Genomic DNA, 12,111 nt, shown 5'->3' on the forward strand with positions numbered 1-12,111 from the left:
CTAGCCCAGGCTGGGCTTGATCTCTTCGACGAAGATGGTCCGCTTCTGGTCCGCCGTGAGATGACAGGCGGAGGCGCGGTCCGGGGCCAGCAGGGGGCGTTCGTCGACGCAGCGGCTGCCGCCGACCCGGTCCTGGAAGGTGCAGCGTGGGTGGAAACGGCAGCCCGACGGCGGGTTGAGCAGTGAGGGCGGGGCGCCCGGGATCGGCGCGAGCGGGGCGTCGAGGTCGGAGTCGATGCGCGGCATCGAGTTCAACAGGCCCCAGGTGTACGGGTGTTGCGGCGAGCGCAGTACCTCGTTCGTGGTGCCGCGCTCGATGGCGCCGCCCGCGTACATCACCATGATGTCGTCGGCCATGTCGGCGATGACACCGAGGTCGTGGGTGATGAAGATGATCGCCGAACCGAACTCCTGCTGGAGGTCCTTCAGAAGGTCCAGGATCTGCGCCTGGACCGTCACGTCCAGCGCGGTCGTCGGCTCGTCGGCGATCAAGAGGTCCGGGTCGCACACCAGCGCCATCGCGATCATCGCGCGCTGGCGCATACCGCCGGAGAACTGGTGCGGGTAGTCCTTCGCCCGCTCCTTGGGGTTGGGGATGCCGACCTTGCCGAGCATCTCCACCGCACGCGCCCAGGCCACCTTCTTGGAGGCACCGGTGTGCTTCATGTAGGGCTCGGCGATCTGCCGGCCCACCGTGTAGTACGGCGACAGCGCGGTCAGCGGGTCCTGGAAGATCATGGCGACCTTGTTGCCGCGCAGCTTCTCCAGCTCGGACTCGCGGGCGGTGGTCAACTCCTGCCCCTCCAGCAGGATCTCGCCCTCGACGGTGGTGAACTTCGGGTTGTGCAGCCCCAGGATGGTCAGGTTGGTCACGGACTTGCCGGAGCCCGACTCACCGACGATGCCCAGTGTCCTGCCGCGCTCCAGGTCGAAGGAGAGTCCGTCGACGGCCCGGACGATGCCGTCCTCGGTACGGAAGCTGACGTGCAGGTCCCGCACCGAGAGGAAGGCGCCCGCGTCGGACGGGACGGGTGCCCCGGCCTCCTTGGTCAGAGTGGTCACGACAGAACTCCTAGGACAGCCGCACGCGCGGGTCGATGAGGGCGTAGCAGGCGTCGACGACGATGTTGCACAGCAGGATCACGGCGGCCGCGAACAGCATCACGCCGAGCAGCAGCGGCAGATCGCTGAACTGCACCGACTCCACCGCGAGCCGGCCGAGGCCGGGCAGTCCGAAGGTGTACTCGGTGATGATCGCGCCGCCGAGCAGCGAGCTGAGGTCGATGCCGAGGATGGTGATGATCGGGATGAGGGAGCCGCGCCAGGCGTACCGGAAGAAGACGTAGCGGCCGCTCATGCCCTTGGCCCGGGCGGTGCGGACATGCTCCTCCTGGAGCTGCTCGATCATCGCGGAGCGCGCCATACGGGTGTACTGCGCGGCGAAGATCGTCGACAGCACGACCCAGGGGATCATCAGCCCGGTGAACCAGGCGGCCGGATTGTCGGTGAGGGCGGTGTACTTGGGCTCCTCGAAGGCGTGCGTCTGGTACACGAGGATGGCGAGTACCAGTGGGCCCAGGAAGTAGATCTGCATCGAGCTGAGCACCATGGAGCCCGCGGTGAACGACTTGTCCACGAGGGTGCCGCGCTTCCAGGCGGCGAGCAGTCCGGTGCCGAGTCCGACGAACAGGAACACGATCGTGGCGCCGAAGGCCAGCGAGAGCGTGAGCGGCAGCCGGTCCAACAGGGTCGACCAGACCGACTCGTTGGTGTGGTACGAGTACCCGAAACACGGGGCGGGGCAGGGGCCTTGGACGAAGTCGTCGCGGCCGGCCACGAGTCCCGACAGGAAGATCCAGAACTGCTCCGGGATCGACTTGTCGAGCCCGAGCGTCTGGTGGATGTTCGCCAGGGCGTCGGGTGTGCACGTCTTGCCGCACATCAGCAGCGCCGGGTCGCGGGGCATGCCGAAGAAGAGCAGGAAGGCGACCACGGTCAGCAGGACCAGGATCACGAGTGAGCCGAGGATCCGGCGGAAGAGGAAGCGCAGCATCTCAGTGGCAGCTTTCGGGCTTCAGGCCTGGCGTCGCCGGTCGCGTCCCGTCACGGGAGGGGGCGCGACCGGCGCCGCTTGGACGGGTTACTTCACGTACAGCCTGCGCGGGTCGACGCCGCCGATGACGTCGTCGTACACAAGGCCGCCGATCTTGGACCCGGCGATCTGGGTCTGCTTGTAGTACGCCGTCGGGATGTTGGAGACGACGTCCTTCACGATGTACTCGTTGATCTTGTTCCAGGCCGCGGCCGCCTTGACCGGGTCGGTGAGGGCTGCGGCCGCGTCGATGTCGGCGTTCACCTTCGGGTCGTTGATGTGCGAGTAGTTGGACGCGCCGTCCTGGATCTGGCGGCCGTCGTACAGCGGCGGGATCACGGTGGACGCGCTCGGCCAGTCGGCACCCCACGCGGTGTGGTAGATGTCGTAGTTGTTCTTGACCTTGCTGACCTGGTCGTAGTACGTCTCGGCCGGGATCTCCTGGCGCTGGACGTCGAAGCCGGCCTTCTCCAGGCCCGCCGCCATGGCGGTGGAGTACTGCTGGCCCTCAGGGGTGTTGATGTAGCCGAAGGTCAGCTTCAGACCGACCTTGCCGGCCTTCTCAAGCAGCTGCTTGGCCTTGGCCGGGTCGCCCGCGGGCTTGGCCTTCTTGCCGAAGGGGTCGAACTTCGGGTCGTAGCCGGTCACGGTCGGGCTGATCAGACCGCCGGCGACCTCCATCGCGTCGGTGCCGCCGAAGGCACGCACGAACGGCGTGACCGGCAGGGCGTAGGCGATGGCCTCGCGGACCTCCTTCGACTGCATCTCCGGCTGGGACAGGTTGATGTTCATCTGGCCCACGTACGGCTGGTAGCCGGAGACCGTGCGGGACTTCAGCGCCGCGTCGTTCAGGACCTTGGTCAGGTTGCCCGCGTCGACCTGGTTGCTGAAGCTGATCGCGGTCGCGTTCGTGCCCGAGTCGTCGAGGATCGCCTTGGTGGAGTCCTCGTACTGCTTGTTGAACTCGAAGCTGAACTGGTCGGCGTACTGGTGGCGGACCGCGTCGGTCTTCGGGTCCCAGTTGGTGTTCTTGACCAGCGTCATCGACTTGCCGGACTTGAACTCGGAGATCTTGTACGGGCCCGAGGTCATCGGGGCCTTGTCGTACTTCGCCTTGGTGTCCTTCGCCTGCGACACGATGGAGTAGCCCGCCATGGCGAGCGCGTACGGCAGGTCGGGCTTGGCCTTCGCGAACTTGAAGACGATCGTCTTGTCGTCCGGCGTCTCAAGGACGCTGTCCGGCAGGTGCTTGCCCTTGTACGGACCGTCCGGGAGGAGCTTGCGGTATTCCGCGCCCGGGGTGTCGGCCATCCACTGCTGGATGAACGTGGGGCCGTTGGAGACGAACGGGGCGAAGAGCCGCTCGAAGGTCTGGCGCACGTCCTTGGCGGTGATCGCGGAGCCGTCGGCCCACTTGACCCCGTCCTTGAGCGTGAACTTCCAGGTCTTGCCGCCGTCCGTGGTCGTACCGCTGTCGGTGGCCAGGTCACCGACGACCTCGTGCTTCTCACCGTCGTCGCTGGTCGCCTTGTAGCTGGTCAGACCGCGGTGTATCAGCTGCGACAGGGCCATCTCGTCCGAGACGTAGATCTGTCCGGGGTCCAGGTGCGCGAAGCTGTCGCGCTGGAGCACCGTGATCGTGCCGCCAGGCTTGGCGCCACTGATCTCGGCGGCCGGGCCGGTCGAGGCCTTCTCGTCGCCGAAGGTGATGCCGGACTGCTGCCGCTCGGCGTTCTCCTTGTCCTGCTTGTCGTTGTCACTGCCTTTGCTGCCACCCTCGCTGCAGCCGGTGAGCACGAGAGCCCCCGCCGCGAGCAGTGAGAGCGCGGCGTACGCGCGGCGTCCACCCTTACCCATCACTCAGATTCCACCCATCTTGTGTCACCGGTGTGCCTGTCACCAGTGCGAATTGAAGTGCGGACCGGCATCAGAGGTGCCATCCGGTCGTTGTCGGGCGAGGATGCCCACAACTCGGCGGTCAGCGCGCCGTCTTGGGATCGAAGGCGTCCCTGACCGAGTCCCCGAGCAGGTTGAACGCCACGATGAAGATGATCATCGAGATGCCCGGGAAGAACATGTAGGTGATGTCGTTCTGCATCACGAGTTCGGTCGACGCCTTGGAGAACATCTGTCCCCAGTCCGGCGTCGGTTCGACGATTCCGACTCCGAGGAAGGACAGACCGGCCTCGGCGGTCACGAAGTTGGGGAGCATGTACGTCGACTGCACCAGGATCGGTGTGACCACGTTGGGCAGGATCTCCCTGCGGATGATCCGCGACGGAGACGCCCCGCTGACCTTGGCGGCCTCGATGAACTCCCGTTCTCGCAGGGCGAGTGTGGTGCCGCGCAGAATGCGGCCGAGGCTCATCCAGCCCAGGAACCACTGCACCGCGATGAGGGCGACCACTCGGACGTACACCGGTGTCTCGTCCCGGGGGCTCACGAAGAGGGAGACCACGACCGGCATGCTCGCGATGAAGAACAGCTGGGACGGGAAGGCGAGAAGGAAGTCGATGACCCGGCTGATCCAGTAGTCCGTCCGGCCGCCGAGATAGCCGGCCGCGACCCCGAGGAGGATGCCGGTCAGCACCGTCGCGACGGTGACCGCCAGCGAGATCATCAGGGAGTTGCGGATGCCGTAGATCAGCTTGGTGAAGACGTCGTAGCCGTTGCCGGGCTCCAGGCCGAACCAGAACTCGCCGCTGATGCCGCCGTTGGGCTGGATCGGCACACCGGCGCTGTCGAAGAGTTCGGGCCGTTCGTCCGCGAACACCGTGTACGGGTCCTTGCCGTACAGCTTGGCGATCAGCGGGGCCGCGAGGCCGACCACGAAGAAGAAGATCACGACGTACGCCGAGATCACTCCGGTGCGGTCGCGCTTGAAGCGGATCCACATCAACTGACCCGGAGAGCGGCCCTCGAGCTGCTTGGCCTCCTCCGGTTTCGTCTTCGGCTCTTTCTCGCCGTCGACGACAACCGACGTACCGCCGCCCTCTATGTCGATAGGACTTGTCACAGTTCGCCCATTTCACAGGTGTGGGTGTGCCGGACCGGCGACCGGCGCGAGAGTTGCGCGATCGCGGTTCGGATCATGAAGAAGCGTCAGCGGCGACGCACGGCCCACGGGAGAACCCGCAGCCGGACGCGCGTAGTGGTAAGGGCGTGGCCCTTCAGAGCCGATCGCCGTGCGCCGGGGCGCAGTTGCCGACCACTACGGACGCTGTGACCCACCTGGTGCTTGTGACACCGCGCATGGGACTCCTCCTCATGACTCCACGTGTTCACCAACAGGAGGGGGTACACGCCTTTCCTCCGACACCCCTGACGGAGGGTCAGGCACCCCCTGGTGCTCGTGAGTCGGCGCCGTCCCCACGGCGCGAGACCCATTGACCCGAGCTCTACGCGGCTAACTATCTGCCATGAGCCAACCGGCGACCACTGTCTTTAAATCTCGATTCAGTCACAGCTGGCGCGTACATCTTCCGAAATTTGGACAAACCGTCTGGCGGGATAAGGCCGCGAAACGGACGTGTTACATGTGTATCGGGCGTGGATCTCCGCATTACGGACATCAGTCACCGGCGGCGCCCAGGAAGCCGACTGAAAACCAGTTGCAAAAAGCCCGGGCACCCCCAAGATGGGGCACCCGGGCTTCAAGCGACCGATTGTCAGCCGTGCTTGGCGCGGCTCGCGGTACGGGCGCGGTCACGCTGGTCGAGCACGACCTTGCGGATGCGAACCGCCTCCGGGGTCACCTCGACGCACTCGTCGTCGCGGCAGAACTCCAGCGACTGCTCGAGCGACAGCTTGCGCGGCGGCACGATCGCCTCGAACGAGTCGGCCGCGGCGGAGCGCATGTTGGTGAGCTTCTTCTCCTTGGTGATGTTCACGTCCATGTCGTCGGCGCGGGAGTTCTCGCCGACGATCATGCCCTCGTACACCTCGGTGCCGGGCTCGGTGAAGAGCACACCGCGCTCCTGGAGGTTCGTCATCGCGAACGCGGTGACGGCACCGGCGCGGTCGGCGACCAGCGAACCGTTGTTACGGGTCGTCAGCGGGCCGAACCACGGCTCGTGGCCCTCGTGGATGGAGTGGGCGATGCCCGTGCCGCGCGTACCGGTCAGGAACTCGGTCCGGAAGCCGATGAGGCCGCGGGAGGGGACGACGAACTCCAGGCGGACCCAGCCCGAACCGTGGTTGGACATGTTGTCCATCCGGCCCTTGCGGACGCCCATGAGCTGCGTGACCGCGCCCATGTGCTCCTCGGGGACGTCGATCGTCATGCGCTCGACCGGCTCGTGGACCTTGCCGTCGATCTCCTGGGTGACCACCTGGGGCTTGCCGATGGTCAGCTCGAAGCCCTCACGGCGCATCTGCTCGACCAGGATGGCGAGCGCGAGCTCACCACGGCCCTGGACCTCCCACGCGTCCGGGCGCTCGGTGTCGAGCACGCGGAGCGAGACGTTACCGATCAGCTCGCGGTCCAGGCGGTCCTTGACCTGACGGGCGGTGACCTTGCGGTCCTTGACCGCGGCCTTGGCCGAGGCACCCTTGCCGGTGCCGCCGCGACCGACCAGCGGTGAGGTGTTCGTGCCGATGGTCATGGAGATCGCCGGCTCGTCGACCGTGATCAGCGGGAGCGCGATCGGGTTCTCGGGGTCGGCGAGGGTCTCACCGATCATGATGTCCGGGATACCGGCCACGGCACAGATGTCACCGGGCCCGGCCATCTCGGCCGGCCTGCGGGTGAGCGCCTCGGTCATCAGCAGCTCGGTGATGCGCACGTTGGACATCGTGCCGTCGCGCTTGATCCACGTGACGGTCTGACCCTTGCGCAGCTCGCCCTGCTCGACGCGCAGCAGCGCGATACGGCCGAGGAAGTTGTCGGCGTCCAGGTTGGTGACGTGCGCCTGGAGCGGGGCCTCGGTGTCGAACTGCGGGGCCGGGACGTGCGAGAGGATCGTGGAGAAGAACGGCTCCAGGCTGTCGCTGTCCTGCGGAACCGTGCCGTCCTCCGGCTTGGTCAGCGAGGCGACACCGTCACGCGCACACGCGTAGACGATCGGGAACTCGATCTGGTCCTCGTCGGCGTCCAGGTCCAGGAAGAGGTCGTAGGTCTCGTTGACGACCTCGTCGATCCTGGAGTCCGCCCGGTCGGTCTTGTTGATGCACAGGATGACGGGCAGACGCTGCTGGAGCGCCTTGCGCAGCACGAAGCGGGTCTGCGGCAGCGGGCCCTCGGAGGCGTCCACCAGCAGCACGACGGCGTCGACCATCGACAGGCCGCGCTCCACCTCGCCGCCGAAGTCGGCGTGACCGGGGGTGTCGATGATGTTGATGGTGATGACGTCCCCCCCGTCCTTGGGGTGGTACTTCACCGCCGTGTTCTTGGCGAGGATCGTGATGCCCTTCTCACGCTCCAGGTCGTTCGAGTCCATCATGCGGTCGTCGAGCGACTCGGCGGCGTGCGCGGCGAAGGCACCGGCCTGCTTGAGCATGGCGTCGACCAGAGTCGTCTTGCCGTGGTCGACGTGGGCGACGATGGCGACATTGCGAATGTCGTGGCGCGTGGCCATATTGCGGCGTACTCCCGGAGTCTTAGGAAGGGGCGTCGCGTACGTCTGGTGTTACGCGGACCCTGCCGGGCTGTACATGCCACGGCCTCACCCCATGGTACGTGGCGTTGACGGGGACGGCCTCCGCAGGGGCTCAGGCCTCCCCGACGGCCCGGGATCCGGGCGGGCAGCTCCGCACCGCGGCCTCGTGCGCCGCGGTGTCCTCGCGGGGGTCGTCGGCGCAGGAGAGGAAGCCGATGCCGAGGGTGTCCCAGCTGCGTACGTGCCCTTTGACCGGCTCGCCGTGGTCGCAGGCGTACGTGAAGTCGGCGTCGACCATTTTGAGGGCGTCCCAGGAGTAGTACGTGCCCTTCGTGAGTTCCGTCTCCACGTCGTAGTAGCTGTCGTACCGTGTGTCCTCGTCGTCGGAGGGGTCGGCGAGCGGCTCCTGGACCTTCAGGTGTGCGCCCAGCGCGAGGATCACCGCCCCGGCGTTCGTACCGTCCGGCACGGGACTCACCGTGGGCTCGTACCTCAGGGTGTCGTAGGACTTGAGCCGAGCCTTGTAGGACGCCGTCCTCTTCTTGATCACGATGGGGTCGGCCAGCCGGATCAGCTTCTCCGTGCGGGTGACACCCGACCACGTGTACGTCCCGTCCGCACAGTCTCCGGCCCGGTCCTCCGTGTCACCGCTGCAGCCCGTCAGCCCCGCCCCGAGGGCCACCAGCGTCGCCCCCACCACCCACGTACGCATCCCCGTCGTCCCTCTCCCTGGCCGTACGACGGCCGCCACCCCGCTCGTTGCGAGGTGGCGGCCGATCGTGTGCTGAAGGGAATGATCCCCTACTTCGCCGTGGGGCTCGCCACCGGCCTCGCGCCCTTCTTCAGGAAGCCCATGTCCTCGTAGAGCGGAGTCCGGAAGCCGAAGGCCCCCGCGTTCACCACGTTCTTCCTCGCGGCCGTCAGCTGGGGCCGCTGGTACAGCGGGATGGACCCCGCCGCCGCCCAGATGCGGGAGTCGGCCTTGCGGATCAGGCCCCGGCTCTCGCGCTCGTCCAGCGTCGCCATCGCCTGGTCGAAGAGCTGGTCCACCTGGTCGGTGCCGACCCGCGTGTAGTTCTGCTCGACGTTCAGGGAGCCGTCGGCCGCCGGCACCGGCTTGGCGTAGATCGGGCGGCCGTCGGTGGCGGGGAAGGCGGAGGCGGGCCAGGAGTACAGCGCGAGGTCGTACTGGCCCGACGCGATGTGGTCCTTGAAGTAGCTCTCGTCCTCGACCTTGGAGATCTCGGTGCGGATACCGACCTTGCGCAGCATCCCCGAGATCCGGTCGGCCACCGTGCCCAGGGTCTGCGAGCCCGGGCCCGACGGCAGCACGAAGCGGAGCGTGAGCGGCTTGCCGTCCTTGGCCAGCGCGCCCGCCGCGGTGCCCGCCGGCGCGGCGGTGCCCCGCGGGGCGTAGGCGCCCGGCGCCCCGCCCTGCTTCAGTTTGTCGGCGTACTGCTTGCCGTCCTGCGCGAGGTGCTTGGGGTCCTTCTTCTTCTCCCGGTCGGCCTCGCGGCGCGCCTTGTCGTCCTCGCCGACGATGTACGTGTCGTCGTCGCCGTCCTTCGCCTTCTTCCCGGCCTTCTCGCCCTCGGCGCCGGCCGCCTTCTCCTCCTTCTTCTTCTCCTTGAGCGGACCGCCCCGCACCCATCCGGCGTCCGTGAGCAGGGCCTGTGCCTCCGCGGTGTCCTGACCGCCGAGCGCGCCGCTGTTGTCGGCGTACGCGGCCTGGCCGGAGAGCGCGAGATGGCTGCCGACCGGTTCGGCGGGCAGGCCGAGCGGCGTGAGGACCACCGAGGCGAGGGCCTCCCGGTCCAGGGCGCGGGCCACGGCACGGCGCACCCGCTCGTCGGCGAGCGGGCCGTCGGCGCCGTTGAGGGCGAGCTGGGTGTAGGCGGGCTCCAGGGAGCGGCGTACCTCGAATCCGCGCAGCGCCCGCTGCTGCCGGGCGTATGTCGTGACCGCCCTCCGCTGCTGCTCGCGGGCGCTGATCTCGTCGTCGGCGGCCTCCTCGTCGGAGCCGTTGGCGACGGCCCAGGAGCGCAGGGAGTCGGCGGCGCCGAGGTCGCTGCCGGGGCCCATCAGCGGGGTGCTGCTCGCGCCGCGTCTGGGACCGGCGGCGACGGTGATCCGCTTGACGGACTCCGGGTCGATCTCGGCCAGGTCGAGCTTGCCCTCGGCCAGTGCGGCGGCGCGCTCTTCGCGCGGCACGGCCCGCAGCACGATCTCGTCCAGCTTGGCGGGGTGGCCCCACCAGCGCGGGTTGCGGTCGAGGGTGACCTCGTCGTCCTTGCGGTCGACCTCCTTCAGCCGGTACGGCCCCGCGCTGACCTTGAGCTTCTTGCGTGCCCCGTCGTTGAAGGAGTCCGGGGTGCCCATGACGTCCTTCGGGTACAGCGGCGAGAACAGCGACTTCCAGTCGGCGTAGGGCCGCTCGAAGGTGACCTTGACCTCCAGGTCGTTCTTCCCGCGCTCGATCCTCTCGATGCGGTCGTAGCCGGCGTTGCGGGCCGTCCAGTACGCGGTGTCCTTGCCGGACAGGGCACGCCACTGCGCGGCGAAGTCGGCGGCGCCGATCTCCCGGCCGTCGCTCCACACCGCCTGCTGGTTGAGCTTGTACAGCACGACCTGCTTGGGCTCGGTCTCGACGACCTCGGCCTTCTCCAGGTAGTCGGGGTTGACCTGCGGACGCCCGTTGGCGTCGAGTCGGTACATCGAGGGCAGCACGGCCTGGGCGACCCGGGTGGTGGTGCCGTCGGCGTCCGCCTGGAACGTGTTCAGCGTCTCCGGCACCGAGTCCACGGCCCAGCTCAGAGTGCCGCCGTCGGCGACCATCGCCCGGGTGACGGGCGCGACGTCCGGCTCGGCGAGGGGCTTTCCGGCCGGATCCTTCGCGCTGCAGCCGGCGAGCGCGGGCACGGCCAGCGCACCCGCGGTGAGGAAGGCGACCGAGCGCATGACCGCGCGCAGGCCGACGCCGTCGTGGGACATGCCACATACCTCCGGGGGTGCACCGCCGGTTTGGATCACGTTTGGCGGTATATGGAGTTGATCAGATGTATGCGGCCACTGAAGAGGAAAGGGTTCGGCAGGGGGCGGCGACACGGCGAAGACGGCGCCGAAGCCCACCCATGCGGCGCAATCCAGGGCGTACCGGGGGCGCGCACGGAGGCTCACGATCCGCCAATCCGTGCACGTCCCTTCACATCGGCAGGTGTGACGCGCAACACTCGCAGGCGCACATGAACGTTGCCGCCCTAAGTGAGGTCACGTCATGGCCCTGCACGATGAACTGGCATCGGCCCAGCGCTGTCTCGACGAGCTGCTCCGGTATGTGAAACGCCTGGAACAGCAGTTGGGCAGCGGTGGTCTCGAGATGCGCCGCGTCCGCATGGACGCCGACCGTCTCCGGGAGAGCCTCGTACTGCTGAAGGACGCCGACCCGGCGCTCGCGAAAGCCAAGCGTCCCGATCTGGTCTCCATCCCCGACACCCCGTACGACAACACCCTCTGGACGGACTCGGACGACGAGGGACTCGGCGCCCGCGACCGCCACGCCCCCTGAACCCGACCGGAGTCATGCGTTGGCCACTGGTACGGAACCCCATCCGAACAGCGGCGGTGTACGAACGGGTACGCGCGCCGCGATCGACGCCCCGCATCTGCGGACCGACCGCTGGTGGCTGGCGCCCGCCACCACCACCGCCGGGCTGCTCGCGTTCATCGTGTACACGACGTGGCGGGCCTTCGTCGACACGAACTACTACGCGGCCCCCTACGTCTCGCCGTTCTACTCACCCTGTCTGGCGGAGCGCTGCGAGCCCATGCGCGGCGGCCCCAACTGGGAGATCTTCGGCAGCTGGTGGGGCCTGTCCCCCGCGATCCTCATCCTGATCTTCCCGCTCGGCTTCCGCCTGACCTGCTACTACTACCGCAAGACCTACTACCGGGGCTTCTGGGCGTCCCCGCCGGCCTGCGCGGTGGCCGAGCCGCACAAGAAGTACACCGGCGAGACCCGCTTCCCGCTGATCCTGCAGAACATCCACCGGTACTTCTTCTACGCCGCGTTCCTGGTCGCCGGCGTCCTCACGTACGACACCGTGCTCGCCTTCCGTGACGAGCACTACGAGTGGGGCCACATGGGTCTGGGCACCCTCGTGTTCCTGCTCAACATCGTGCTGATCTGGGCGTACACCATCTCCTGCCACTCCTGCCGGCACATCATCGGCGGCCAGCTCAAACACTTCTCCAAGCACCCGGCGCGCTACCGGATGTGGCGGTGGGTGGGCAAGCTGACCGCCCGTCACATGCAGCTGGCCTGGGCGTCGCTTGCGAGCGTGACGCTCGCCGACGTCTACGTGTATCTCGTCGCGTCCGGTGTCTTCGACGATCCGAGGTTCTTTTAAATGGATGGGGCGTTCT

The 12,111-nt window shown here is 67.6% G+C and carries 9 protein-coding genes; 2 read left to right on the forward strand and 7 right to left on the reverse strand.

Going from position 1 to position 12,111, the window contains the following annotated elements; translation table 11 throughout:
- The 7 genes from TN53_RS23650 to TN53_RS23680 form a co-directional block, all read right to left on the reverse strand.
- The gene (locus tag TN53_RS23650) at positions 1 to 1,062 is read right to left on the reverse strand and encodes an ABC transporter ATP-binding protein (protein WP_046260621.1); all 1,062 of its coding nucleotides are present in this window, start codon (positions 1,060 to 1,062) and stop codon (positions 1 to 3) included.
- 10 nt (positions 1,063 to 1,072) lie between these two features.
- Positions 1,073 to 2,053: an ABC transporter permease gene (locus TN53_RS23655; protein WP_046260622.1), complete on the reverse strand. Its 981-nt coding sequence runs from the start codon at positions 2,051 to 2,053 to the stop codon at positions 1,073 to 1,075.
- An 87-nt stretch (positions 2,054 to 2,140) separates the two neighbouring features.
- Positions 2,141 to 3,949, reverse strand: coding sequence for an ABC transporter substrate-binding protein (locus TN53_RS23660; RefSeq protein WP_046260623.1), 1,809 nt, complete (start codon positions 3,947 to 3,949; stop codon positions 2,141 to 2,143).
- 121 nt (positions 3,950 to 4,070) lie between these two features.
- Complete coding sequence (locus TN53_RS23665) at positions 4,071 to 5,108, reverse strand: ABC transporter permease (RefSeq protein WP_046260624.1); 1,038 nt, start codon at positions 5,106 to 5,108, stop codon at positions 4,071 to 4,073.
- Positions 5,109 to 5,760: 652 nt separating this feature from the next.
- Positions 5,761 to 7,668, reverse strand: coding sequence for a translational GTPase TypA (gene typA, locus TN53_RS23670; protein ID WP_046260625.1), 1,908 nt, complete (start codon positions 7,666 to 7,668; stop codon positions 5,761 to 5,763).
- A 133-nt stretch (positions 7,669 to 7,801) separates the two neighbouring features.
- A complete protein-coding gene (locus tag TN53_RS23675) occupies positions 7,802 to 8,401 on the reverse strand; it encodes a hypothetical protein (RefSeq protein WP_052745291.1) in 600 nt (199 codons plus the stop codon).
- An 89-nt stretch (positions 8,402 to 8,490) separates the two neighbouring features.
- The gene (locus TN53_RS23680) at positions 8,491 to 10,680 is read right to left on the reverse strand and encodes an ABC transporter family substrate-binding protein (RefSeq protein ID WP_046260626.1); all 2,190 of its coding nucleotides are present in this window, start codon (positions 10,678 to 10,680) and stop codon (positions 8,491 to 8,493) included.
- Between the two features lie 283 nt (positions 10,681 to 10,963).
- On the opposite strand from TN53_RS23680, the gene TN53_RS23685 reads away from it, so the two are divergent.
- Positions 10,964 to 11,254 carry a hypothetical protein gene (locus TN53_RS23685; protein ID WP_046260627.1) on the forward strand — a complete coding sequence of 97 codons (291 nt, stop codon included), beginning with the start codon at positions 10,964 to 10,966 and terminating at the stop codon, positions 11,252 to 11,254.
- A 19-nt stretch (positions 11,255 to 11,273) separates the two neighbouring features.
- On the forward strand, positions 11,274 to 12,095 hold the full coding sequence (locus tag TN53_RS23690) for a hypothetical protein (protein WP_046260628.1): 822 nt from the start codon (positions 11,274 to 11,276) through the stop codon (positions 12,093 to 12,095).
- Positions 12,096 to 12,111 lie beyond the last annotated feature (16 nt).

Origin of the sequence: Streptomyces sp. WM6386 (genome assembly GCF_000972385.1) — a bacterium.
In the GTDB taxonomy this organism is placed as follows: Bacteria; Actinomycetota; Actinomycetes; order Streptomycetales; family Streptomycetaceae; genus Streptomyces.

Coding starts and splice junctions, on each gene's coding strand:
- TN53_RS23655 (WP_046260622.1), bottom strand. CDS start 2,053: ATGCTGCGCTTCCTCTTCCGCCGGATCCTCGGCTCACTCGTGATCCTG.
- TN53_RS23660 (WP_046260623.1), bottom strand. CDS start 3,949: ATGGGTAAGGGTGGACGCCGCGCGTACGCCGCGCTCTCACTGCTCGCG.
- typA (WP_046260625.1), bottom strand. CDS start 7,668: ATGGCCACGCGCCACGACATTCGCAATGTCGCCATCGTCGCCCACGTC.
- TN53_RS23675 (WP_052745291.1), bottom strand. CDS start 8,401: ATGCGTACGTGGGTGGTGGGGGCGACGCTGGTGGCCCTCGGGGCGGGG.
- TN53_RS23680 (WP_046260626.1), bottom strand. CDS start 10,680: ATGTCCCACGACGGCGTCGGCCTGCGCGCGGTCATGCGCTCGGTCGCC.
- TN53_RS23685 (WP_046260627.1), top strand. CDS start 10,964: ATGGCCCTGCACGATGAACTGGCATCGGCCCAGCGCTGTCTCGACGAG.